At 63.3% G+C, this 23,923-nt stretch carries 22 protein-coding genes; 16 read left to right on the forward strand and 6 right to left on the reverse strand.

Annotation, left to right across the window (positions count from 1 at the left end; translation table 11 throughout):
* The first annotated feature begins 7 nt into the window (after positions 1-7).
* The 4 genes from ychF to EYS21_RS01785 all read left to right on the forward strand — a co-directional run bounded on the left by ychF (position 8) and on the right by EYS21_RS01785 (position 2,439).
* Positions 8-1,093, forward strand: a complete 1,086-nt coding sequence (ychF, locus tag EYS21_RS01770) for a redox-regulated ATPase YchF (RefSeq protein WP_131131407.1) — start codon at positions 8-10, stop codon at positions 1,091-1,093.
* A 33-nt stretch (positions 1,094-1,126) separates the two neighbouring features.
* Positions 1,127-1,408 (forward strand): type II toxin-antitoxin system RelE/ParE family toxin, encoded by a 282-nt coding sequence (locus EYS21_RS01775; protein ID WP_131131408.1) that lies wholly within the window; start codon positions 1,127-1,129, stop codon positions 1,406-1,408.
* Positions 1,395-1,697: a HigA family addiction module antitoxin gene (locus EYS21_RS01780; protein WP_131131409.1), complete on the forward strand. Its 303-nt coding sequence runs from the start codon at positions 1,395-1,397 to the stop codon at positions 1,695-1,697. The genes EYS21_RS01775 and EYS21_RS01780 overlap by 14 nt, the downstream gene beginning before the upstream one ends.
* A 229-nt stretch (positions 1,698-1,926) precedes the next feature.
* Entirely contained in the window at positions 1,927-2,439 is a 513-nt protein-coding gene (locus tag EYS21_RS01785) for a DUF1877 domain-containing protein (protein WP_131131410.1), read from the forward strand.
* Positions 2,440-2,575: 136 nt separating this feature from the next.
* Here the strand turns inward: EYS21_RS01785 and EYS21_RS01790 are convergent, their stop codons facing one another.
* Positions 2,576-3,355 carry an alpha/beta fold hydrolase gene (locus EYS21_RS01790; protein ID WP_131131411.1) on the reverse strand — a complete coding sequence of 260 codons (780 nt, stop codon included), beginning with the start codon at positions 3,353-3,355 and terminating at the stop codon, positions 2,576-2,578.
* A gap of 85 nt (positions 3,356-3,440) precedes the next feature.
* Here EYS21_RS01790 and EYS21_RS01795 point away from each other — a divergent pair, with 85 nt between their 5' ends.
* From EYS21_RS01795 to EYS21_RS01820, 6 genes are all read left to right on the forward strand, one after another.
* The gene (locus EYS21_RS01795) at positions 3,441-5,207 is read left to right on the forward strand and encodes a GNAT family N-acetyltransferase (RefSeq protein ID WP_131131412.1); all 1,767 of its coding nucleotides are present in this window, start codon (positions 3,441-3,443) and stop codon (positions 5,205-5,207) included.
* 124 nt (positions 5,208-5,331) lie between these two features.
* Positions 5,332-7,095 carry an ABC transporter family substrate-binding protein gene (locus tag EYS21_RS01800; protein WP_131131413.1) on the forward strand — a complete coding sequence of 588 codons (1,764 nt, stop codon included), beginning with the start codon at positions 5,332-5,334 and terminating at the stop codon, positions 7,093-7,095.
* 276 nt (positions 7,096-7,371) lie between these two features.
* On the forward strand, positions 7,372-9,057 hold the full coding sequence (locus EYS21_RS01805; RefSeq protein ID WP_131131414.1) for an ABC transporter substrate-binding protein: 1,686 nt from the start codon (positions 7,372-7,374) through the stop codon (positions 9,055-9,057).
* Positions 9,058-9,177: 120 nt separating this feature from the next.
* Entirely contained in the window at positions 9,178-10,107 is a 930-nt protein-coding gene (locus EYS21_RS01810; protein WP_131131415.1) for an ABC transporter permease, read from the forward strand.
* Complete coding sequence (locus EYS21_RS01815) at positions 10,097-11,041, forward strand: ABC transporter permease (protein WP_131131416.1); 945 nt, start codon at positions 10,097-10,099, stop codon at positions 11,039-11,041. Before EYS21_RS01810 ends, EYS21_RS01815 begins: the two co-directional genes overlap by 11 nt.
* A gap of 11 nt (positions 11,042-11,052) precedes the next feature.
* Positions 11,053-12,759 carry an ABC transporter ATP-binding protein gene (locus tag EYS21_RS01820; RefSeq protein WP_131131417.1) on the forward strand — a complete coding sequence of 569 codons (1,707 nt, stop codon included), beginning with the start codon at positions 11,053-11,055 and terminating at the stop codon, positions 12,757-12,759.
* A 59-nt stretch (positions 12,760-12,818) separates the two neighbouring features.
* On the opposite strand, the gene EYS21_RS01825 is transcribed toward EYS21_RS01820, so the two are convergent.
* A complete protein-coding gene (locus EYS21_RS01825; RefSeq protein WP_131131418.1) occupies positions 12,819-13,667 on the reverse strand; it encodes an SGNH/GDSL hydrolase family protein in 849 nt (282 codons plus the stop codon).
* Positions 13,668-13,935: 268 nt separating this feature from the next.
* On the opposite strand from EYS21_RS01825, the gene typA reads away from it, so the two are divergent.
* Positions 13,936-15,864, forward strand: a complete 1,929-nt coding sequence (gene typA / locus EYS21_RS01830; protein WP_131131419.1) for a translational GTPase TypA — start codon at positions 13,936-13,938, stop codon at positions 15,862-15,864.
* 94 nt (positions 15,865-15,958) lie between these two features.
* Here typA and EYS21_RS01835 read toward each other — a convergent pair whose 3' ends face one another.
* A complete protein-coding gene (locus EYS21_RS01835; protein ID WP_347559517.1) occupies positions 15,959-16,210 on the reverse strand; it encodes a hypothetical protein in 252 nt (83 codons plus the stop codon).
* Positions 16,211-16,341: 131 nt separating this feature from the next.
* On the opposite strand from EYS21_RS01835, the gene fdxA reads away from it, so the two are divergent.
* The 3 genes from fdxA to EYS21_RS01850 all read left to right on the forward strand — a co-directional run bounded on the left by fdxA (position 16,342) and on the right by EYS21_RS01850 (position 19,344).
* Positions 16,342-16,668, forward strand: coding sequence for a ferredoxin (fdxA, locus tag EYS21_RS01840; RefSeq protein WP_009356972.1), 327 nt, complete (start codon positions 16,342-16,344; stop codon positions 16,666-16,668).
* Positions 16,669-16,682: 14 nt separating this feature from the next.
* Complete coding sequence (dapC, locus tag EYS21_RS01845; protein ID WP_131131420.1) at positions 16,683-17,831, forward strand: succinyldiaminopimelate transaminase; 1,149 nt, start codon at positions 16,683-16,685, stop codon at positions 17,829-17,831.
* Between the two features lie 229 nt (positions 17,832-18,060).
* Entirely contained in the window at positions 18,061-19,344 is a 1,284-nt protein-coding gene (locus tag EYS21_RS01850) for a citrate synthase (protein WP_131131421.1), read from the forward strand.
* A 127-nt stretch (positions 19,345-19,471) separates the two neighbouring features.
* Here EYS21_RS01850 and galE read toward each other — a convergent pair whose 3' ends face one another.
* Positions 19,472-20,485, reverse strand: a complete 1,014-nt coding sequence (galE, locus tag EYS21_RS01855; RefSeq protein WP_131131422.1) for a UDP-glucose 4-epimerase GalE — start codon at positions 20,483-20,485, stop codon at positions 19,472-19,474.
* A gap of 122 nt (positions 20,486-20,607) precedes the next feature.
* On the opposite strand from galE, the gene EYS21_RS01860 reads away from it, so the two are divergent.
* Both EYS21_RS01860 and EYS21_RS01865 read left to right on the forward strand, forming a co-directional pair.
* Positions 20,608-21,252: a TetR family transcriptional regulator C-terminal domain-containing protein gene (locus EYS21_RS01860; RefSeq protein ID WP_131131423.1), complete on the forward strand. Its 645-nt coding sequence runs from the start codon at positions 20,608-20,610 to the stop codon at positions 21,250-21,252.
* Positions 21,253-21,319: 67 nt separating this feature from the next.
* Entirely contained in the window at positions 21,320-21,931 is a 612-nt protein-coding gene (locus tag EYS21_RS01865) for a hypothetical protein (protein ID WP_131131424.1), read from the forward strand.
* Positions 21,932-21,971: 40 nt separating this feature from the next.
* On the opposite strand, the gene EYS21_RS01870 is transcribed toward EYS21_RS01865, so the two are convergent.
* Positions 21,972-22,826 (reverse strand): hypothetical protein, encoded by an 855-nt coding sequence (locus EYS21_RS01870; RefSeq protein ID WP_131131425.1) that lies wholly within the window; start codon positions 22,824-22,826, stop codon positions 21,972-21,974.
* 20 nt (positions 22,827-22,846) lie between these two features.
* Complete coding sequence (dapD, locus tag EYS21_RS01875) at positions 22,847-23,875, reverse strand: 2,3,4,5-tetrahydropyridine-2,6-dicarboxylate N-succinyltransferase (protein WP_131131426.1); 1,029 nt, start codon at positions 23,873-23,875, stop codon at positions 22,847-22,849.
* Positions 23,876-23,923: the final 48 nt, after the last annotated feature.

The raw sequence follows: 23,923 nt of genomic DNA on the forward strand, positions 1-23,923 counted from the left end.
AATGCTCGTGGCTCTTACTATTGGCATCGTCGGACTGCCCAACGTCGGCAAATCAACTCTCTTCAACGCACTGACCCGCAACCAGGTGCTCGCAGCGAACTATCCGTTCGCCACGATCGAGCCCAATGTTGGCGTCGTGAACCTGCCGGATCCACGGCTGAAGCAACTCGCGGAGATCTTCGGCTCGCAGCGCCTGCTGCCCGCGCCGGTGTCCTTCGTGGACATCGCCGGAATCGTGAAGGGCGCGTCGGAGGGTGAAGGCCTGGGCAACAAGTTCCTTGCCAACATCCGTGAGGCCGAGGCCATTGCCCAGGTGGTCCGGGTGTTTGATGACCCCGATGTCATCCACGTGGACGGCAAGGTGGATCCCCGCTCGGATATGGAGACCATCAATACCGAGCTGATCCTGGCTGACCTGCAGACGATCGAAAATGCCATTCCCCGGATCGAAAAAGAAGTCAAGATCAAGAAGCGGGAAGCTGCCGAGCTGGCAGCCATCAAGGCTGCGCAGGCGGTCCTGGAACGCGGCGACACGATCTTCGCATCCATTAAGAGCGACAAGCTGGAAATGGAACACCTCAAGGAGCTCAGCCTCCTGACGGCCAAGCCGTTCATCTACGTCTTCAACGCGGACGAAGGCATCCTGGGCAGCCCGGAAAAGCAGGAAGAGCTGAGGGCCATGGTGGCCCCCGCGGACTCCGTCTTCCTCGATGCGAAGCTCGAGTCCGACCTCGTGGAACTGGACGAGGAAGAAGCCCGGGAAATGCTGGAAATGAACGGCCAGGACGAGTCCGGCCTGGACCAGCTCGCCCGGGTGGGATTCCACACGCTGGGCCTGCAGACCTACCTCACGGCCGGTCCCAAGGAAACACGTGCGTGGACCATCCATCAGGGAGACACGGCCCCGCAGGCGGCGGGCGTCATCCACACGGACTTCCAGCGTGGCTTCATCAAAGCCGAAGTGGTGTCCTTCAACGACCTGATCGAGGCCGGATCCATGGCCGAGGCCAAGTCCCGCGGCAAGGTGCGCATTGAAGGCAAGGAATATGTGATGGCCGACGGCGACGTCGTGGAATTCAGGTTTAACGTCTAGCGTTATTAACGCTATGCGTTATATCCTGATGCCATGATCAGGTTGTTCGGGAGCAAGGACACCGAACGACTGTGGCGTCGTGAGCAGGTGGCTTCGATGGATTCACGGATCCTTCGGTCCGCCCTCCGCAAGCTTCGCCAGGTGGGGTCCGCGGAGTCGATCGAGGATCTCCGCGTTCCGCCGGGGAACCGGCTCGAAGGGCTGAAAGGTGACCGGGCTGGTCAATACAGCATCAGGATCAACGACCAGTGGCGGATCTGCTTTAGGTGGACGGACGCTGGACCAGAGGAGGTGGAGATCGTTGACTGCCATTGATTATCTTGCGCCGATTCACCCAGGTGAAGTTCTCATGGAGGATTTCATTGAGGGTTTTGGCATCACGCAGAACAAGCTCTCCGTGGCGATCCATGTGCCGCCGCGCCGAATCAATGAGATAGTGCATGGCAAGCGTGCGATCACAGCCGACACTGCACTACGTCTCGGCAAGTATTTTGGAACGTCGGCTCAGTTCTGGCTCAACCTGCAGACGCATTACGATCTCGACCTTGCCGCAGATCGTGCGGCCGAGCAGATCGCGGCCATCACGCCTCTCAAGGTCGCGTGAACAGATCGGTGCGGCTGGTCATAGCCATGCAGATTGGTCGCACCCAACTGCTTTCGATGCGGAGGGCGTCCCCGGGCCAGCCCGTGTAGTCACGCGCAGGCAAGCGAGGGGGCCCCAACCCTGCATTCGTCAGGTCTCAAACAGCGAGCCAGTTAAGTCCATTCGCGAGTTATCCACATAACGCAACGCGGCTGTCCTGCGCAGCTTGCCCCTTGGCAATACTTGGTGAATGGGAATCAGATATTACGCATATGCATTCGACGGCGACGTCACTGAACAGGTGCTTTCCGCCCCGAAGAGCGTCGTGTCGGTCGATCCGCTTGCTGATGCTTGGGGCCTTGAACCTGGTGCCGGAACCAGTGGTACCACCTTCGGGCAATTGATATCTGGGCGCGACATGCTCTACCTGGACAAGGCGTGGCGGCATCTGCAGGTTCTCACTGCCCCATTGCGGGCGGGCATGGCGGCGCGACCCGCTTTTCGAATGTTCGAAGGCAACGTGACGATGCATGGTGAAGGTTGGGAGCCGTGGCTACGGGCCCTGACACCGTCCGAGGTTTTGGTGATTGCTCAGGACTTGGACGATGTCTCTGACGGGGAGGTGAGGCTGCGGTTGCCGGTTTCGCCGTATGTCGATCGGGACCTCGACGTCGAGTATGCCGTTGGCTATCTTCGACGGGCACGGGTCTTCGCCGCGAATCTCGCCGATAAGGGGCGCGGCATGGTCTACCTGATCGGGTAGCGATGATCCTGGTGGCGCCCGTAAGGGGCGTAACTGCGCCGACGTGGTGGAGTTCCGCTTTAACGTGTAAATAAGCTCCGCAGTGGCCGGTGGCGCTCAGCAGCATGTTGTGCGCCATCGGCTTGTTAATTCACGGTTAGCCCCGACGGGCGACATCCTGGCTCAGGAGACTGGGCCAGGTTTCGACATCTCCTGGGGTGCGGGCCACGGTCAGCGTTGCCTGCGGGAGCAATGCGGCAAGGGATTCTGCGGTCGACAGCGGGTGGCCCGAATCTTCGACCCACGCCAGGATCGTCGTTGGTACGTCGATTCGAGCGATGGCCCCAGGAGTTGGCAGATCGCTGAGTGCCGCGCCTCGAAGCAAGGACGGTAGAAGGGCGTCGGCCACGTCGGGCACCGTCTCCGGCGCACCACGTGTGGCCGGAGGCGGTGTTGCCTCGCGCGAGGTGGCGAGGAATGCCTCGACACCAACAGATTCGATAAGTGCCGCGCCGGCCCGGTAGTTCGCAGCCTGTGCAGGCCGGGTTTCCCACGCGGTGGGCGGGACCATAAGCGTGAGCCCGGTAAAGCGGTCCGGCTCGCGGGAAGCCGCGTGCAGGAGCGTGCCGGCACCCATTGAGGGGCCAACTCCGTGGATACGTTCCCCTGGGAACCAGTGGTCGAGCAGCCGCAGGAGGTCCTCGGCGAGTCTTTGCCATTGATAGTCTTCGGGGACCATCCGACCCGTTGACCGGCCATGGCCACGTGCGTCGTAACGCAGCAGCCGGGTTCCGCTGAGCCCTCGACCGAGGTCCAGGCTGAGCACCCGGTCGCGTGCGCGGCTTGAGGTCAGGCCGTGCAGTTGGACAACCGGGTGTCCTCCTTCGTCGCTCAAAGCAACCTCAAGTTCGGCTCCGGGAACCTCGAAAGTGGGCATCAGGCTCCTCGTTTCGTGACTGACTGCGTCACCATGGGCGGTCGCGTGGAGTCTTCAGGCTACCTGGGGGCTATAGGATGCTGCCATGCGGCTGACCAACGTCAAGCACCTGCGCCTACCGTTCGGACGACTTTGGGGCTACGACGTCAGTGTGTCTGCGCTCGAACGCCGCCTTCCGTTGTCCTTTGACCAGCGGCTCCATGTGGGGGCAGGCGACCGCCCCGGCTCCTGGATGGCGTTGTCCTTTCGGTTGCCTACACCAACGCGTCGTGAGTCAATTGCCGATGCCTGGCTGGCTGTGGTAGCCCGTCACGGCACGCTGCGAACGGCATTCAGTCCCGGTGCGGACGGCTCTCCGGAACTGCACGAAATTGAGATTGCACCGGGAACTTGGGTTGAGCATCAGATATCCCCTGGTCAGGCCGTCAACGATGCGGTGCGGGACATTCTCGATGCGGCATGTTCGCCATACGCGCAGCCCTCACATCGGCTGTGCGTTCTGGAGACTGCGGCCGGACTGACCGTCGTGATTGCGGCCGACCACGCCCACGTCGACATGTGGTCGATGCTGGTGATCGCGCGCGACCTGCTGTCGGCGCTGGATGCTGGGAGCACGGACCGTGAACCGTTGCCCGGCCCGGCGCCGGCATTTGTTGAACACACGCAGGCGCTGCTGGATCGGAATGCGGCGCCGGACCATGTGCGTCACCGATGGGAAGACATCATCAGGGACAGCGGCGGTGTCATGCCGCAATTCCCGCTGCCCCTGGGTCCGCCCGATCCGCAGCACGAGCGAGTGGAAGTGCGCGATGTCTTCGGTCTCGACGACGCCGCCTCATTTGCTGTGCAGGCCCGCAACGACGGTGTGTCGACGCTCGCACTCGCTGTTGTTGCAATGACCGCGGTAACGCGCGAGTTGGCGGGAACCCCGCTGCGGGCAGTTTTTCCCGTGCACAGCCGCTTCGACGACAACTGGCATGACTCAGTCGGCTGGTTCATCACCAATTCGGTACTGGAATCGGCCGTCGCCGAGCCGCACTCGGCGGCGGCCGCGGTAAAGGAAGCCGTCCAGCTTGGCTCGTGGCCGCTCGCGGACGTGCTCGCTCCATGGGGCGGCATGCCCGTGGCTCCTGGCATGTTCGCGATCTCCTGGCTGGACCTGCGCAGACTGCCGGTGCGAATCGACTCCGTCGGACTCGAAGCGCAGTATGTGAGCGCGACGATCGACACCGACGGCGTCATGCTGTGGTTCATTCTGGACGAGTCCGGGCTGCACCTGAGATGCCGTTATCCCGACACCGTTGAGGCTCGAGCCAACGTCGGCGGATGGCTTGATCTGCTGGTGGCCCGTTTGCAGGCAGAGGCGCGGTCCTCGGTCCGGGGACTGCTGCGCGTGGCGGGCCGGACCTACAGGCTGGAAAGGGCGGGTCGCGACGATGTTGAGGCCATCGCCGCGCTGCTGTCTGATGATCAGTTCGGTCCCGATCGTGAGTGCGTCGAGCTCGAACGATACGAGGCGGCGTACAACATGGTTGTTCGCGACAGTTCCAACTATCTCGGGGTTGTCCGCAACGGTGCAGACCGCATCGTCGCCACGATGCAGCTGACCGTCATTCCAGGTCTTTCCCGGGGTGGTTCTTCCCGGCTACAGATCGAAGGGCTGCGGGTTGCGGCCTCGGAACGTTCACAGGGCTTGGGCGCCGCGATGCTTGAGTGGGCACACAATTTTGGGCGCACGCGTGGGGCTCAACTGGCACAGGTGACCACCGACGAAGCACGGGAAGGGGCTCGGGCCTTCTACACCCGGCTCGGATATCGGACTGCCCACGTCGGGCTTAAGCGGAGCATCTAGGAGCGGGGCAGCTCGTATGGTGCTGGCCGCGCACCATACGAAGTATCCTTGCTGAAGGACATTGGACGTGATCCTGGCGACTCCAGGGCCCCTCCGGCAGAGGGAACACATAAGGAGAGACGGCATGCCTCTCAGGCGTCTGGTCAAGCTCATCAGCGGTGCAGTGGCGGCCGCCCTGCTTCTTGCCGGCTGCTCCAGCGGCGGGCGAGCCGTGCCCGTAGTGGTGGGCGAGGCAAAGCGCGGTGGCAGTGCCACGGTGGCCGAAGTCAACGCGCTCTCGTCGTTCAACCCGTTCAGCATGGACGGCAACACGGACATTAATTCGAAGGTCTGGTACGCCACGCACTCCGGGTTCTACTACGTGGACGACTCCGCGAGAGTGGTCCGGAACGAGAAGTTCGGCCGGTATGAAAAGGTCTCCGACCAGCCGCTGAAGGTGAAATACACGGTCAATGACGGCGTCAAATGGTCCGACGGCGAAGCTGTTGATGCCGGAGACCTAGTCCTTGCGTGGACCGCGGGGTCCGGCTACTACGACGACGCAGACCCCGTCGCGGGCACGGGAACCAAGTACTTCTCGGCAGCGTCGGACACCAGCGGCCTGGCCACCACCGTCTTTCCCGAAATCGGGGGGGACGGCCGCTCCATCACGCTTGAGTACGGATCGCCCTACGCCGACTGGGAAGTGGCCTTCGACGTCGGTCTCCCGGCCCACGTGGTGGCTGCCAAGGCCGGGCTGAACGACGAAGATGACCTCCTTGAGCTGCTGCGCGATGCGCCACGCGGTGACGCGAAAAAACCAGCGCTGAATACGGACCTGCAGGTGGTCAGCAACTTCTGGAACTCCGGATTCGATGCCAAGACGCTGCCAGGGGATCCGGCGGTGTACCTGTCGAACGGCCCCTACATTGTGCGGGATATCGTCCCCGAGACTTCGGTGACGCTGGTCCGGAACAAGGACTACGTTTGGGGTCCGGAGCCCTACCTGGATGACATCTCCATCCAGTTCACCGGTGCTGTGACGGCCGCCGTGGACGCGCTCAAGACTGGCCGGGCCGACATCATCTCGCCTCAGCCCTCCGCAGGCTCCGAGGGTTTGTTCAGCGGGCTGGAGGCGCAGGGGATCACTGTGCAGCGGTACAGCCAATCGGGATATGACCATCTCGACCTGAACTTTGCCGGTCCGTTCGCCGACCGCAAGATCCGCGAGGCGTTCCTGAAGACGGTCCCGCGGCAGGACATCGTGGAAGAAATCGTCGGCGACCTGATTCCCGACGCAAAACCTCTCGACTCCCACGTCTTCCTGCCGTCCCACCCCAAATACGCCGACACCGTGAAGGACAACGGTTCCAAAGACTACGCGGACGTGGACATCGATGGTGCCGCTTCGCTCCTGGACGGGACGACACCTACCATCCGGATCCTGTACAACCGGGACAATCCCAACCGGGTACGGGCCTTTGAACTCATCCGGGACTCGGCCGCCCTCGCAGGATTCCGTGTCCTGGATGCCGGGCAGGGCAGCGCCGATTGGGCCAGGGCCCTCGGTGGCGGAACATACGACGCCGCCATCCTGGGCTGGATCAGCACCGGCGTGGGCGTCGGCCGCGTCCCGCAGATTTTCCGGACCGGGGCGGGCACGAATTTCAATGGCTATTCCGACGGCGACGCGGACAGGATGATGGAACAGCTGTCCACCACCACGGACCTGGCCAAGCAGGACGAACTGATGGCCGACATCGATAAAAGAGTGTGGGAAAGCGACTACGGCCTGCCGCTCTACCAGACCACGGGAACCACCGCTGTTGCAGGGCGCCTGGCCGGCGTGAAGCCCAGTGGCGGGCCACTGGGCGTCTGGTGGAATGTCTGGGAGTGGCGCCAGAAGTAGGCGCCTGGCCGCCTGCACGGCGGCTATGGGGGAGATATCAGGGCCGATTCGCCGCAAACCCTACCTGCGAGTAGCATGTGACTTGCACAACTTCCGCGACCCGGCTAGCTAATGATCATTAACCGGTTACGGTTTGGCAACGGAGTACCAGTATTTGGACTCTGTGCGGTTAGGCTACTCGTATATGTAGTCTGCGTCACAGTAGAAGACTGTGGCCAGGCTGCGGGGAAGCAAAAGATTTCCCCTGAAAATCTCCCACAACTCATAGGAGGCGGAATGCGTTTCACGCGCACTTCCAAAGCACTGGGCATGGTGGCAATCGCCGCACTGGCCCTGACCGGCTGCGGCGCTGGAGGCGGCAGCAATGACGGTGCCAGCCAATCCGCTGGCGATCCCAACAAGGTCATCACCGCGTACAGCAACGAACCCCAGAACACCCTGCTGCCGGCAAATACTGGTGAAGTTTACGGTGGCCGCGTCGTCGAGCTGCTCTTCGAAGGTCTCCGGACGTACGGCCCGGACGGCAAACCCGTCGAAGCCTTGGCGGAGTCGATCGAGTCCAGCGACGCGCAGACTTGGACGATCAAGGTCAAGGGGGGCCACAAGTTCACCAACGGCGAGGCGATCACCGCCAAGACATTTGTTGACTCCTGGAACTTCGCCGCGAACTCGAAGAATGTGCAGCAGAACGGGTTCTTCTTCGAGTCCATTGATGGCTACGCTGACGTCTCTGCAGTTACCACCGAGACTGCGGCCGATGGAACAAAGAAGACCTCGCCCGCACCCACTGCCGAGACCATGTCGGGCCTCGTCGCAACGGATGATTCGACCATCACCGTAAAGCTCGTCCAGCCGGAGGCGGACTGGTCCCTGCGCCTCGGCTACTCGGCATTCTTCCCCATGCCCTCTGCCGCGCTGGCAGACCCGAAGGCCTACGGTGAAAACCCGATCGGCAACGGCCCGTACAAGATGGAAAAGACTGGCGCCTGGGTCCATGACCAGTCCATCTCGCTCGTGAAGAACACGGACTACAACGGCCCGCGCGAAGCCAAGAACGGTGGCGTGACCTTCAAGTTCTACACCGATCCGGGCCCCGCATACACGGACCTTCAGGCCAACAACCTGGACGTCACCGATGTCCTGCCGTCCAACGCGCTCAAAACGTACACCACGGACTTCCAGGACCGGAACGCCACCAAGCCGGTTGCCACGAACTCCACCCTGAACATCCCGGGTTACAACCCGAACTTCCAGGGGGAAGCCGGAAAACTGCGCCGCCAGGCTCTGTCCTACGCCATCAACCGCGAGGAAATCTGCAAGGTGGTCTTCAGCGGAACCCGCACCCCGGCCAAGGCTTATGCACCGCCGGTGATCGACGGCTACAAAGAAGGCCTCAAGGGCAGTGAAGTCCTGAAGTTCGACGCCGCCAAGGCCAAGGACCTGTGGACTCAGGCTGAAAAGATCCAGCCTTACGATGCCTCCAAGCCGCTTCAGATTGCTTCCAACACCGATGGGGGTAATAAGGAATGGATTGACGCCGTCGCCAACGGTTTCAAGAACAACCTCGGCATCCAGGCTGAAATTCAGCCCTTCGCCAAGTTCGCTGAAGTCCTGAACCTGCGTAAGTCCGCGACCCTCCCGGGTCTGACCCGTTCAGGGTGGCAGGGTGACTATCCGTCGCTGTATAACTTCCTCGGACCCGTGTGGGCCACGGGGGCGCCTTCGAACTACGAGAAGTACACCAACCCGGCGTTCGACAAGCTGCTCCAGGAAGGCCTCGGTGCCAAGACCACCGAGGAGGCCAATGCCAAGTTCAACGCGGCTCAGGAGATCCTTTTCGAGGACCTGCCGGGCCTGCCGCTCTGGGACCAGGCGAAGCCGATCGTATGGAGTGAGAACGTCGTCTCGGCCGAAACCGGCTGGAATGGCGGAATTCTCTACTACAACATCACGGCAAAGTAGTCCCACGATCTAACTTGCCGCCAGGCATTTGGGGGTCCGGTGTCATAGCCGGGCCCCCATTCTCCTGCACGGCAGGAAGGCATTTATGAACCCCCATTCCTTCGGAAGGACGGTGATCCTGTGGTCCGCTTTATCCTGCGCAGGCTCCTGCAAGTAATCCCCGTCTTCCTTGGTACCACCCTCCTTGTCTACTACATGGTCTTCGCCCTTCCCGGCGACCCCATCGCTGCTTTGTTCGGCGACCGCCAGCCGCCTCAGGCTGTTATTGACACTTTGCGGACCCAGTACAACCTTGACCAGCCGTTCTGGGTCCAGTACGGACTGTTCCTCAAGAACCTGTTTACGTTCAATCTCGGCAATGACTTCACCGGCCAGCCCATCGCGGCATCACTGACCAGAATTTTCCCCGTGACGGCAATGCTGGCAGTTGAAGCACTCATTATCGAGGCGGTCTTCGGCGTTGCCTTCGGTGTTTTCGCAGGCCTTCGTCGTGGGAAGTGGTTTGACTCAACCGTTCTGGTGGTCTCGCTGGTTGTCATCGCGGTTCCCACGTTCGTCCTCGGCTTCGTGTTTCAGTTGGTCTTCGGAGTCCAACTCGGCTGGGCGAAACCAACAGTCGGTGCCAACGCGGACTGGGGCAACCTTTTGCTTCCGGCAACGGTGCTGGGTCTCGTGTCCTTCGCGTACGTCCTTCGTCTGACCCGGGCGTCCGTTAGCGAGAGCATGAACGCCGACTATGTCCGCACTGCAACCGCCAAAGGACTTTCCCGGCCCCGAGTGGTGCTCACACATATCCTGCGTAACTCCATGATTCCGGTTGTGACCTTCTTGGGAGCAGATCTCGGTGGACTCATGGGCGGCGCCATCGTCACGGAGGCCATCTTCAACGTTCCGGGGGTGGGCAACAAGCTCTACCAGGCCACATTGCGAAGCGAAGGTCCCACCATCGTTGCCATTGTCAGTGTCCTGGTGTTGGTGTTTGTGTTGGCCAACCTCCTCGTAGACCTCCTGTACGCCTGGCTGGACCCAAGGATTCGTTATGACCAGTAGTAGCAACCACTTTGTAGCCCCCATCGATGAGACGCCGCTGCTCGCAACGGACACGCTGAAGATCGACCAGGCGCCGTTGAGCTTGTGGGCCGACGCCTGGCGCAAGCTTCGCCGTCGTCCGCTGTTCATTATTTCCGCGCTGTTGATTCTTATGCTGACGGTAGTGGCACTCTTTCCCGGCTTGTTTTCCTCCGTAGCACCAAACGACGGCTGCGAACTGGGCAATTCTGAGGGCGGTCCTACGGCGGGACACCCCTTCGGATTTACGTTTCAGGGATGTGATATCTACTCCAGAGTTATTCACGGGACCCAGGCTTCATTGACTGTTGGTGTGCTCTCCGTTCTGTGCGTCATCGTCGTCGGTGTTACGCTCGGCGCGCTTGCCGGCTATTACGGCGGGTGGGTTGACGCCGTCCTTGCCCGGCTGGGTGACATTTTCTTTGCGCTCCCGCTGGTTCTGGGCGCCTTGGTCATCACGCAGTTGCCCGCGCTTCGGGAGAATAAAGGCGTCTGGACAGTGGTCTTGGTCATCGCACTGCTGGCATGGCCCCAGATGGCCAGAATTGCCCGTGGCGCAGTTATCGAGGTCCGAAATGCTGATTTTGTGACAGCCGCGCGCGCGCTGGGCGTATCGAAAGTAGGGGCGTTGGTGCGACATGTGCTGCCGAACGCTTTGGCTCCGATTATTGTCTTGGCCACCTTGGATTTGGGCATCTTCATTGTGGCCGAGGCCACGCTGTCCTTCCTTGGTATCGGACTTCCGCAGGGCATCATGTCGTGGGGCAACGACATCGCCGGCGCGCAGTCATCCATTAGGACGAAGCCCGAAATTCTTCTGTATCCGGCTGCGGCCCTGTCGATCACAGTGCTGAGCTTCATCATGCTGGGCGACGCTGTCCGCGACGCCCTCGACCCGAAGAGCCGGCAGCGATGAGAGACAAAAAGATGACAATTCCCGACGTGCACGTTGCTGAAGCAGGGTATTCAGGAACCAGGCCCCTGCTGGAAATTCGCGACCTGGCCATCACGTTCAATACCAGCGGTGGCGACGTTCAGGCCGTTCGCAATGCCCACCTGACCATCATGCCCGGTGAAACTGTGGCCATCGTGGGGGAGTCCGGTTCGGGCAAGTCCACCACGGCATTGGCTGCCATCGGCCTGCTGCCCAACAACGGTTCGGTGTCCGGGGGGCAGATTCTCTTGGACGGCGAGGACATCGCCCATGCCACCGAGAAGCGCATGATCGAACTCCGTGGCAACACGATCGGCATGGTGCCGCAGGACCCGATGTCCAACCTGAACCCGGTCTGGAAGATCGGCTATCAGGTCAAGGAGACGCTTCGCGCGAACGGCCGGCCCAGCGGGCCGGATGACATCGCCAAGGTTCTGGCTCAGGCAGGACTTCCCGACGCCCATCGGCGGGCTAACCAGTACCCGCACGAGTTCTCCGGCGGCATGCGCCAGCGTGCGCTTATCGCCATCGGGTTGTCCTGCCAGCCGCGACTCTTGATCGCGGACGAGCCAACGTCGGCACTGGACGTCACGGTCCAGCGGCAGATCCTGGATCACCTGGACACGATGACGTCGGACCTGGGCACCGCCGTCTTGCTGATCACCCATGACTTGGGCCTGGCGGCAGAGCGGGCCGACAAGGTGGTGGTGATGTACCGCGGGCAGGTAGTGGAGGCCGGACCATCCTTGGCGCTGCTACAGAATCCGCAGCACCCGTACACCAAACGGCTGGTCGAGTCTGCGCCGTCTCTCGCCAGCCGCCGGATCCAGGTCGCTAAGGAACAGGGCGTGGAAGCGTCTGATCTGCTCGCCCCTGATGCGGAGGTGGCTGCCGCGGACCATGTTCTGGAGATCAGGGACTTGCGCAAGGTCTATAAGCTGCGGCAAGGGCTGGGTAAGTCCACGGATTTCGCGGCAGTGGACGGTGTCAGCTTCGCCGTGGCGAGGGGGACCACCACTGCGATTGTGGGGGAGTCAGGGTCCGGCAAGTCCACTGTGGCAAAGATGGTCCTGCAGTTGGAGAAGCCTACGGACGGGAAGATCCTTTTCGACGGCGTCGACACCTCTTTGCTAAAGGCATCGGAACTCTTCAAATTCCGCCGCCGTGTGCAGCCGATCTTCCAGGATCCCTACGGCTCCCTGGACCCGATGTATAACATCTACCGGACCATCGAGGAGCCTCTGCGGACCCACAAGGTGGGCAACAAGGCGAGCCGGGAAAAGAAGGTCCGGGAACTGCTGGACCAGGTTGCACTGCCTCAGTCAAGCATGCAGCGGTATCCCAACGAGCTCTCGGGCGGACAACGCCAGCGCGTCGCAATCGCGCGGGCGCTCGCCCTGGACCCGGAAGTGATCATCTGCGACGAGGCGGTATCCGCGCTGGACGTACTGGTTCAAGCACAGGTACTTAACCTCCTGGCTGACCTGCAGTCCAACCTGGGCCTCACGTACCTCTTCATCACCCATGACCTGGCTGTCGTGCGGCAGATCGCAGACCACGTCTGCGTCATGGAAAAGGGCAAACTGGTGGAGACGGGATCCACAGACGATGTCTTCGAGTCCCCGCAGCAGGAATACACCCAGGCGCTGCTGAACGCCATCCCGGGAGCGAAGCTGATGCTTCCGCCCGAGGTAGCCTGACAAGCGGATATCTGATGGAGCCGGTGCACTGGTGGGCGCCGGCTCCACCCGTTTAAGGACTATTGGGGATCGGTCACGTATTGGTCGGTGACGGTCGCGGAGTCTGCCGTCTCACCGGTCGGAGCCGTTATACCCAGCTCCCGCAGCCTGCCTTCGAGAAGGGTTCCCAGCGCCCGCCGGCCGGAGGAGTTCATGTGGACGGCGTCGGCCAGGTCCTTGGCGAGGCCGTACTTGCTCAGCCAGTCGCCGACGCCCACAAACCGCATGCCGTGCCTGGCCGCGACGGTACCCAGCAGGGCGTCAACCTGGCTGCGGCGGCCACCGCCATAGTTCGCGCCGCGCCCGAGCGTGCCGATCAGCACCTGCGGGACACCCGGATACCGCTGTTGTAGGGCCGCGATAAGGCGGTCTGCGTTGGCCACGATCTGTGCGTCAGTGGCGCCCTTGCCGGCGTCGTTGCCGCCGCCCTGGATGACGATCAGCGGGGGAGTGCCATAGGGAAGCTTCCAGTCGCCCCGCTCCAAGGCATCAATGTAGTTCCCGGTCTTGCCGTTGGCGGCCACAAAGCCCGTGCCGCCCAGCCCGCAGAAGTGGACCTTGTAACCGATCGCGGCCAGGCCCAGGCGGGGCCAGCCGTCCGCCGGTTCGGACTGCGAGTCACCTATCAGGAGTGCCGTGCGGCTGATGTCGGGGACCACCACTTCGTCCCGGCCGCTGGCCGGATTCCGGTAAATGGTGCCGGCAGGAAGATTCGCCGGATCCACGCCCCGGGCCGCGTACCGTCCGGACGCGGGAGCCTGCACTGTGGACGCAGCGGGGGGAGCAGGGGGCTGGCTGCAGCCGCAAAGGAGGACGCCGGCAGCGACTCCGGATGCGACGAAGCGGGACAGAGCCGAGGCTTTTCGCATCAGTGGTTCTCCGGACTTGCTTGAAGTATCACAGCCATGATCGTCCATCAAGTCAAATATAGCCAGTGATATTTCTCACAAAAAATGCGTGTCGTGGCGGTATCGCCGGAGGCCCGCCGCTGAAGACGGTCCGGCGTTTTTAGGCCAATAAAAGGCTCAGCGGCTAGAATGGGGGAAGGTGCCCTGTGCTAATGGGCCAATCCGTCGTGCGTTCCGGTTGGAAATGCGGCGATACTTACAGCTGACCCACTGAATCGAGCCATTACGCATGTCTGAAACCACCACCAACACCGCGGTAGCCACTGCATCGCGCAGTGACCTGCGCAACGTCGCGATCGTGGCCCACGTTGACCACGGCAAGACCACGCTGGTCGACGCCATGCTCAAGCAGACCAACTCCTTCGCCGAGCACAACCACCTCGAAGACCGAGTGATGGACTCCGGTGACCTGGAGCGCGAAAAGGGCATCACCATCCTGGCCAAGAACACCACCGTGGCCTACAACGGACCGTCCTCCAATGGTGAGACCATCACCATCAACGTGATTGACACCCCCGGCCACGCCGACTTCGGTGGCGAGGTCGAGCGCGGGCTTTCCATGGTTGACGGTGTTGTCCTGCTCGTTGACGCGTCCGAGGGCCCGCTGCCCCAGACCCGCTTCGTGCTGCGCAAGGCCCTGGCCGCGCACCTGCCCGTGATCCTGCTGGTCAACAAGACCGACCGCCCCGACGCCCGCATCGAGGAAGTCGTCCACGAGTCCATGGACCTGCTCCTGGGCCTCGCCTCTGACCTCGCCGACGAGGTTCCGGACCTGGACCTGGACAAGATCCTCAACGTTCCCGTTGTCTACGCAGCCGCCAAGGTAGGCCGCGCCTCCCTCGAGCAGCCGGCAGACGGCACTGCTCCGGAGAACGAAGACCTGGAGCCGCTGTTCAAGACCATCATTGAGCACATCCCGGCCCCCACGTACAACCCGAACGGTGTCCTCCAGGCCCACGTCACCAACCTGGACGCCTCCCCGTTCCTGGGCCGCCTCGCACTGCTGCGCATCTACAACGGCACCCTGCGCAAGGGCCAGACCGTTGCCTGGGCGCGTGCCAACGGTGAGCTCAAGAACGTCAAGATCACCGAACTCCTCGCCACCAAGGCACTGGAGCGCGTTCCGGCCGAGTCCGCCGGACCGGGCGAGATCGTCGCCGTCGCCGGTATCGAGGAGATCACCATCGGTGAGACCCTGACCGACGCCGAGAACCCGCAGCCGCTGCCGCTGATCACCGTGGACGATCCCGCGATCTCCATGACGATCGGTATCAACACCTCGCCGCTGGCCGGCAAGGTCAAGGGCGCCAAGGTCACCGCCCGCCAGGTGAAAGACCGCCTGGACAAGGAACTGATCGGTAACGTCTCCATCAAGGTTCTCCCCACCGAGCGTCCCGACGCCTGGGAAGTCCAGGGCCGTGGCGAGCTGGCACTGGCCATCCTCGTTGAGCAGATGCGCCGTGAAGGCTTCGAACTGACCGTGGGCAAGCCGCAGGTTGTCACCAGGACCGTCGACGGCAAGATCCATGAGCCGATGGAACACATGACCATCGACGTGCCGGAAGAATACCTCGGCGCCGTTACCCAGCTGATGGCAGCCCGCAAGGGCCGCATGACCAACATGGCCAACCACGGTACCGGCTGGTGCCGCATGGAGTTCATCGTTCCCGCCCGTGGCCTGATCGGCTTCCGCACCAAGTTCCTCACGGACACCCGCGGCGCCGGCATCGCGGCCTCCATCTCCGAGGGCTACGAGCCCTGGGCCGGTCCGATCGAGTACCGCACCAACGGTTCGATGATCGCCGACCGCGCCGGTGTTGTGACGCCGTTCGCCATGATCAACCTGCAGGAACGTGGCTCCTTCTTCGTGAAGCCCACCTCCGAGGTCTACGAAGGCATGATCGTGGGCGAGAACTCCCGCGCCGACGACATGGACGTGAACATCACCAAGGAAAAGAAGCTCACCAACATGCGTGCCGCTTCCTCCGACACCTTCGAGAACCTGACGCCGCCGCGCGACCTGACCCTCGAAGAGTCCCTCGAATTCGCCCGCGAGGACGAGTGCGTCGAGGTGACCCCGGAGTCCATCCGCATCCGCAAGGTCATCCTGGACACCAACGAGCGTGCCAAGGCCAACCGCGCCCGCGCGAAGGTCTAGTCACAAACAGCACTAACTGAAACTGCCGGTACGGCAGGCGGGAACCCCGCCGTCGTGCCGGCAGTTTTGTTTTGAGTCCGTTAGGCGCCGGCGCTCAGTCGCTGGTGCGCGCCTGGCGCCGCGGCGGGGCGGGCGGAACTTCCTTTGCCGCCACCACGAGCTCCAGGGGGATCACGACGTCGGCCTGCCGTGTACGCACGGTGCAGTCGCCGTCGTCAGTGTCCACCAGGTGGCCCAGTGCGTCAGTGAGGCCGCCGCCGGCGATCCGGTAGCGGACCACCACCCGGGTCCCGGGCGCGGCTGCTGCCAGAAACTCTTGGGGCGTAGGCTGGGTGGGTCTCACCACTTCATACTATGGGCCCCGCTAGGTTCGCAGGAACGGGCTGGGAGATAATAGGCTCAGAAGTCAAGAGTCCGGCCAATGCGCCGGATGCAACTGCCGGCGGTCGCCGGAAACAACGTGGAGAGGCAAGGGACGTGACGTACGTAATCGCGCAGCCGTGTGTAGATGTCAAGGACAAGGCATGCATTGAGGAATGCCCGGTCGACTGCATCTATGAGGGTGAGCGTTCGCTGTACATCCATCCGGATGAGTGCGTCGACTGTGGTGCCTGCGAGCCGGTATGCCCGGTCGAGGCCATTTACTACGAAGATGACACCCCCGATGAGTGGGCCGACTACTACAAGGCAAACGTCGAATTCTTCGACGACCTCGGCTCGCCCGGCGGCGCCGCAAAGATCGGCAACACGGGCAAGGACCACCCGATGATCGCCGCCCTGCCCCCGCAGAACCAAGACCACTGAGCCGGGACGCCCCGGTGACCGCAGCGGTGAACAGTTTTGGCCTGAGCCTGCCCGACTACCCTTGGGAGGCCATGGCGCCGTACGTGGCCAGGGCAGCGGAGCACCCCGGCGGGGCCGTCAATCTCTCGATCGGCACTCCCGTTGACCCGACGCCCGCGCTGATCCAGGAGGCCCTCAAGGCCGCCGCGGACGCCCCCGGCTACCCGACCGTGCACGGCACTATCCCGCTGCGGGAAGCCATCGCCGCCTGGTTCGACCGGCGCCGCGGCGTCGCGGGCCTGGACCCCAAGAACATCATGCCCACCGTCGGTTCCAAGGAACTTGTTGCGTGGCTGCCCCTGCTGCTGGGACTCAAGCCGGGTGACGTCGTCGTCCGTCCCAAGGTGGCCTACCCGACCTATGACATCGGTGCCACCTTCGCCGGCGTCACATCGGTCGCCACGGACAACCTCGATGAACTGGACGAAACCACCCGCTCGAGGGTGCGGTTGATCTGGGTGAATTCCCCCGGCAACCCCACCGGGAGCGTCAGGGACGTTGAGTCCCTGCGGGCGCTGGTGGAACAGGCCAGGGAACTGGGAGCCGTCGTCGCATCGGATGAATGCTACGCCGAGCTCGGCTGGGGCGCCTGGGACGTCCAGCGCGGCGGCGAACCGGTGCCCAGCATCCTTGACCCCCGCGTTGCCGGCGGGTCGCACGAGGGGCTGCTGGCCGTGTACTCGCTGAGCAAGCAATCCAACGTGGCCGGCTACCGGGCAGCCTTTGTGGCCGGCGATCCGGAGATCATGGCCAACCTGGTCAACAGCCGCAAGCACGCAGGCATGATCGTCCCTTATCCAGTGCAGGAAGCCATGCGTGTGGCTTTGGGCGACGACGCACATGTCGTGGCCCAGAAGGACCTCTACCGCGGACGCCGCGAACGGCTGGTGCCGGCGCTGCAGCAGTTCGGCCTGGAGATCAAGGAATCCGAAGCCGGGCTGTACCTCTGGTCCAGTGCGGGTGAGGGCACCTGGGACACCGTGGGCCGCCTCGCGGACCGCGGGATTGTGGTGGGCCCGGGCGTTTTCTACGGAGAGGCCGGCAACGGGTTCGTCCGCGTAGCGCTGACAGCCACCGACGAACGGATCGACGCCGCGGTGGCGCGGCTCGCGGCGGCCGCGTAACAATCGTGTGACTCGCGCCACAAAGACGGCATTTTACGGGGGTTTCCCACGCCTCCGATTAGTGACACCCGCAATCGGGCGGTACTTTTTAAGTGACTATCAATGGTGGCTTTCTACAAGAAGGCAGCCCGGGTGTTGGATTCCTGGATGAACAGGGTCAGTGCCACGGCTCACCGGATGTTGGATCAAGCTTTCGACAGAGGCCCACGCGCCTCATGAAGGGGACTCCATGACTGAGACCAACAGCGCAACCCTGCACCATGCAGGAGGCGAGCTCAAGCTCCCGCGCATCCAGGTTGTTGAAGGAAACGAAGGCTACGACGTTTCCAAGCTGCTCAAGCAGACGGGCGCAGTCACCTTTGACCCCGGCTTCATGAACACCGCAGCAACCACGTCCGCAATTACCTACATCGACGGCGATGCCGGCATCCTGCGTTACCGCGGATACCCCATCGAACAGCTGGCGCAGCACTCCAGCTTCCTTGAGGTGTCCTACCTGCTGATTTACGGCAACCTGCCCAGCCCCACGGAACTGGAAGCCTTCGACCAGCGGATCCGTCACCACACGCTGCTGCACGAAGAGCTCAAGGGCTTCTTCAGCGGCTTCCCGCGTGATGCTCACCCGATGCCTGTGCTCTCTTCGGCTGTGTCGGCGCTGTCCACGTTCTACCAGGACTCGCTGGATCCGTTTAACGCCGAGCAGGTAGAGGTCTCCACGTACCGGCTCCTGGCCAAGATGCCGGTCATCGCCGCCTACGCCCTGAAGAAGAGCATCGGCCAGCCCATGCTGTACCCGGACAACTCCCACAACCTCGTGGAAAACTTCATGCGCCTGAGCTTCGGCCTCCCGGCCGAGCAGTATGAAGTGGACCCGGTCATCGCCAAGGCGCTGGATCTGCTCCTGATCCTGCACGCCGACCACGAGCAGAACTGTTCGACGTCCACGGTGCGCCTGGTGGGTTCCTCTAACGCCAACCTCTTCGCATCAGTCTCGGCCGGCATCAACGCCCTCTTCGGCCCGGCCCACGGCGGCGCCAACGAAGCCGTGCTGAAGATGCTCCGCCAGATCCAGGCCGACGGCACCAAGCCCGAGGACTACATGGAGAAGGTCAAGAACAAGGAAGACGGCGTCCGCCTCATGGGCTTCGGACACCGCGTCTACAAGAACTACGATCCGCGTGCCAAGATCGTCAAGGCAACGGCCCACGAGATCCTCAGCAAGCTCGGCGGCAACGACGAACTGCTGGACATCGCCATGCGCCTGGAAGAGAAGGCACTGAATGATGACTACTTCATCCAGCGCAAGCTCTACCCGAACGTGGACTTCTACACCGGCCTGATCTACAAGGCCATGGGCTTCCCCGAGAAGATGTTCACCGTTCTCTTCGCGATCGGCCGCCTGCCGGGCTGGATCGCGCAGTGGCGTGAGATGATCAGCGACCCCAACACTAAGATCGGCCGCCCGCGGCAGCTGTACATCGGCGAGCCCGAGCGCGACTACCCGGTCCGCTAGATCCCACCGGCTGATTAACGACGGCGGCCGGTCACCTTCCCCACGAAGGTGACCGGCCGCTTTTTCGTGCCATCGGTGATCGAGCTTGTCGAGATCCAGGTTTCGGCAGGCTCAACCACCGGACCGATCAGTCGTTGTAGCCCAGGGGGTTGTTCTTTTGCCAGCGCCAGTGGTCTTCGCACATCTGGTCGATGGTTTTGGTGGTGGACCAGCTGAGGTCGGCCAGGGCGGAGGTGGCGTCGGCCCAGAAGGCGGGGAGGTCGCCGGCGCGGCGTGAGGTGATTTCGTAGGGGATGGGCTGGCCTACGGCTTTTTCGAAGGAGCGCAGGACTTCCAGGACGGAGGAGCCTGTGCCGGAGCCGAGGTTCCAGCGGAAGACTCCGGTGCGGTCTGCGACGTGGTTGAGGGCTGCGACGTGGCCTTCGGCGAGGTCGACGACGTGGATGTAGTCGCGCAGGCATGTGCCGTCGGGGGTGTCGTAGTCGCCGCCGAAGACCATGAGCTTTTCGCGGCGTCCGACGGCGACCTGGGCGATGAAGGGGACGAGGTTGTTGGGGATGCCCTGGGGGTCTTCGCCGATGCGGCCGGAGGGGTGTGCGCCGACGGGGTTGAAGTAGCGCAGCAGGGCGATGTGCCAGCGGGGATCGGCGTCGCCGAGGTCCGAGAGGATGTCCTCGATCTGTTCCTTGGTGCGGCCGTAGGGGTTGTTGGCGCCGATTTCCATTTTCTCGACATAGGGGATGGGGTTGTGTTCGCCGTAGACGGTGGCGGAGGAGCTGAAGACGAGGGAGCGGACGTTGTGCCGGTCCATGACCCGGATCAGGTTCAGGGTGCCCACGAGGTTGTTGTAGTAGTACTTCAGCGGTTCGCGGACCGATTCGCCCACGGCTTTGAGGCCGGCGAAGTGGATGACGGCGTCGATCCCGCCGTTGGCGAACACCTTTTCGACGGCGGCCTCGTCCACCAGGTCCACGTTGTGGAACTCGGCGGTCTTCCCGCTGAGCTCGGCAACCCTGCGCAGGGATTCCTCACTGGAGTTCACCAGGTTGTCGATCACCACCACGTCGTGGCCGGCTTCGTGCAGGGACAGAACTGTGTGGGAGCCGATGTACCCGGTGCCACCTGTGACCAGAATTTTCATGCCTCAACGCTATCCCACTAAGGTCCGTGTCGCCCGGCCATTCCGGATGCCGGTCACGGTCCCGGCCGGAAACGCCGCAACAGAAAACCATCTTTTCAGCACAAGTGTGTTAAAAAGGAGGAGTGCCAAAAATCGTAGATGCCGAAGTCCGGCGCGGGGAAGTTGTCGACGCCGTTTTCCGGATCATTGCCGTGGACGGCCTGGAGAGGGCCTCGCTCCGTGAAGTTGCCGATGAAACGGGGCTGGCGGTGGGGTCCGTCCGGCACTATTTCGCAAGCAGCGAGGAGCTCCTGAGCTACTCCTTCGCCACCGTCGTGGACCGGATCATCCTCCGGCTGTCCGATGCCCTGGCAAAACTGGAAGCGCTGCCGCCGGGTGCACCGGGATACCACGAGGCTGTATTAACACTGCTGGGTGAAATGTTGCCGCTGGACGTGGAACGTGCGGTGGACGCTTGCGTCTGGATGGCCTTCAAAAACGCGGCACGCATCAAGCCTTTCCTGGCTGCCGAGGCTGACCGGAGCCACCGCGGGGTGGCCGCCGTCATCGGCCAGCTTGTCACGGCACTCATGCCCGACAACGGCGGGGGGCAGCAAGCCCTGGTTATCGAGGCGGAACGGCTCCTGGCCACGATCGACGGCCTGTGCATGCACGCCCTGCTGCAGCCCGAGTGGATGACTGGGCAGATGTGCCGTGACGTCCTGGAGCGGCACCTTGCTGGCATGTCCGCTGGTCAGGCCGTTAACGTCGGGCAGCTTCGGGAATAGACTGGGAGCCGGGGGAGGCAGATCCGGACATCAGGCCGGTACAGCGCACGCCACGGAAGGACAAGGGATGCACCACACAGGCGGTTCCGGTTGGCAGATAACCATGGACACATCAGGTCCAATGATGATCGCCCTGTATGTGCGTGATGCCGCCGGACTGGACGGCGCCGGCCGTCCCGCACTGTCCCACGCCGCTCCGAAGATCCGCCATGCGGACCATACCCATCTGACGGCCGAAGTAGGCGGGCTCAGCGCCCTCAAGACTGAATGGGAAGCCTGGTGGGACCAGCTGCTCAAGTCCCATCCCCAGATGTTGCCGGAGCTCACTCCGCCCGACTTTGAGGCCTTTGGTAACTCGCCGGCCCTGCAACGGGTCCTGCAGGCGCACTTTGGCGCAGCCCTGACATGGGCACGGGAGCGCCGCAGCGAGTATGCGGAGTTGGAAGCAGAGAGGGTGGCCAGCGGCTCCGACCAGCTGCTCGATGACATGGTTGACGACCGCCTGATGGAGGTGGGCCGGGGTTCCCGGGACTTCAACCTGACGATCATCGAACTGCCCCTGAACGAGCAGCGGGCGTGGTATCTCGAACCGGACAAGATCATCATGAGCCATGAGCTGATGTCCCAGCCCGAGCTCTTCCGCAGCTACGTCCAGCCAGTGGTGGAAATGCTCGTCTGAGCACTTTCGGCCCAGGGCAGCCCAGCTCCCAGGGGAAGCATCAGCTTTCGACCGCTGGCGAGACGGTAATCCTGACTTCGCCGTCGGCGGCATCGGAAACCTGCCACCCTTCATCCGCAGCCCGGCTCCAGCTACGCCCGGCAACAGCCACGTCGGTGACGGCAAGGCCCTTGGCATTGGCGACAGCCCACTGTGCAACCGACCAGGCCTGGGCGCCGCTGGCTTCAATGGTCAGCGTCTGCCCTTCGGCCGTAGCGGCCAGCGGACCGTAGGCCTGGGCGAGTTCAGTGGCGACCTGGGCGGTGTCGCCCGCAGCGTCGGGGGAGCGCAACGTGCAGTGCACGGCCTCGGGCGTTTGGCCTGACAATCCCGACGCGAAAAACCGGCCCATCTCTTCGTGCTGAGCGTACGCCTCAGGGTAGGCGGAGCGCTGCACGCGCTGGGCGGCGTCGGTGATTTCCAGGGACTCGTAGGCAGGGATCTTGACCAGGGCGTCGTAGAACGCGTTGGCCGCGTAGTAGGGATCCATGACCTGAGCCTCCGTACCCCATCCCTGCGAGGGGCGCTGCTGGAACAGGCCCCGAGAATCGGGCCCGGCCTGGTCGCCGTGGCCGATGTTGCGCAGCTTGGATTCCTGCATGGCGGTGGCAAGGGCGATGGTCGCGGCCCGTGGCGGCAGCCCGCGCTGGACAGCGACGGCCGTGATCAGCGAGGCATTCACCGCCTGGTCCGTGGCCAGCTCCGCAGTCCGGGAGCCAAGCTCGGCCGTGCAGCGCTCCGATACGAGGGTCTCGGAGCGCTGCAGGAAGGAAACAGCCGTGTAGACGCCGCCTCCTACCAATGCCAGGGTGAGAAGCAGCACCACGGGTCGGTGAAGGCCACGTCGACGTGCCACTGAGGGGTCAGCTGCGCGGATCAGTTGGCGTGCAGGGCGTCGTTGAGTTCCACCGTCTGGCCCTTGCGGGGGAGGACCTCCACAGCGCCGGTGGTGGAGTTACGGCGGAACAGGAGGTTCGGGACGCCGGACAGTTCCACGGCCTTGACCACCTTGGTGGTGTCCTCGCCGTCGGCGTCCTTCGGGCCGACCACGCGGACGCGGGTGCCGGCGGTGACGTACAGGCCGGCCTCGACGACGGAGTCATCGCCGATGCTGATCCCGACGCCGGAATTGGCGCCCAGCAGGACGCGCTCGCCAATGGCGATCTTTTCCTTGCCGCCGCCGGACAGGGTGCCCATAATGGACGCTCCGCCACCGACGTCGCTGCCGTCACCGGCCACGACACCGGCGGAAATGCGGCCCTCGACCATGGAGGTCCCCAGGGTGCCGGCGTTGAAGTTCACAAAGCCTTCATGCATCACGGTGGTGCCTTCGGCGAGGTGGGCACCGAGGCGGACGCGGTCGGCGTCGGCGATCCTGACCCCGGCGGGGACCACGTAGTCCACCATGCGCGGGAACTTGTCGACGCCGTAAACGGTGACGGCGCCGCGCTTGCGCAGCTTGGCGCGGGTCAGTTCGAAGCCGTCCACGGCGGCCGGGCCGAAGTTGGTCCAGACCACGTTGGGCAGCTTGCCGAAGATGCCGTCCAGGTTGATGGAGTTCGGGCGCACCAGGCGGTGCGACAGCAGGTGCAGCCGCAGGTACGCATCGGCCGTGTCGGCCGGTGCCTCATCCAGGTTGATCTGGACGAAAACCACTTTCTGCTCGGTACCGCGGTCCGCGTCGGCTCCGTCCGCCGCGATGGTGGCGAGGGCCGGGTCCGCGTTCTCTACGGCACGCAGGTTCTCCGCGGCAACTCCAATGGCAGGCGCCGGGAACCAGACATCCAGGACAGTGGCGTCACCGTTGGCGGTGGCGATGGTGGCAAGCCCGAAGCCATAGGCGGAGCGGGCATCAGCGGTTGCGTTCTGGTTTTCGGGCACGGCAGAAGTAGCGGTCTCAGTCATGGCCCCAGTCTATCGAGAGCGGGGCCCCGGGTTCGAACTAGACTGGCA

It is taken from the genome of Arthrobacter sp. S39, assembly GCF_004320525.1.
GTDB lineage: Bacteria > Actinomycetota > Actinomycetes > Actinomycetales > Micrococcaceae > Arthrobacter.